The organism is Sinorhizobium sp. 6-70, from assembly GCF_030124375.1.
In the GTDB taxonomy this organism is placed as follows: domain Bacteria; phylum Pseudomonadota; class Alphaproteobacteria; order Rhizobiales; family Rhizobiaceae; genus Sinorhizobium.
This window is the reverse complement of the sequence record NZ_JASKLS010000044.1, coordinates 1-544: the sequence shown is the minus strand read 5'-3', so window position 1 is coordinate 544 and position 544 is coordinate 1. Positions and strand designations below refer to the sequence as shown.

Below are 544 nucleotides of genomic sequence, written 5' to 3'. Positions count from 1 at the left end.
GTATGCGTCAAAGACGATCGGCGCCTGGGTCGAGATATTGCAGACGCCGATTTCGTTCATCTGCAGGGACTTCGCCGCCTCGCGCACGAAGCTGTTGATATTGACCTGGTGCTTGAGCGCGGTAACGGTCGCATTCACGCTATCCGTCTCCGTACGCAGGATATAGCTTCGCCCGGGGATCATCGGACTCGGATCGAACCAGATCATGTGGGCCTGGAACTGATCGGCGACGAAGGGTCTGGCGCCCGGCGCGGCCAACATGTTGCCGCGGGAAACCTCGACGTCGTCCGAAAGCACCAGGGTGACCGCTTCGCCTTCCACGGCCTTCTGCACTTCGCCGTCATAGGTGACGATGCTCCTGATCGAGGTGCGCTGCCCCGATTTTGCGACGATCACCTGGTCACCGACCGAAACCTTGCCGGACGCAATCTGCCCCGCATATCCGCGGAAGTTCGCGTCGGGCCGCATGACCAGTTGAACGGGAAAGCGGAACGGCTTCTGCGCCTCCTGGCGATCGAAGTCGATCGTTTCGAGATATTCGAGA

Annotated in this window: 1 pseudogene; it reads right to left on the bottom strand. The window is 60.5% G+C overall.

Annotated features, from left to right (window positions below):
- Positions 1 to 544 (bottom strand): annotated as a pseudogene (locus QN222_RS30250) (adenylyl-sulfate kinase); the annotation flags it as partial.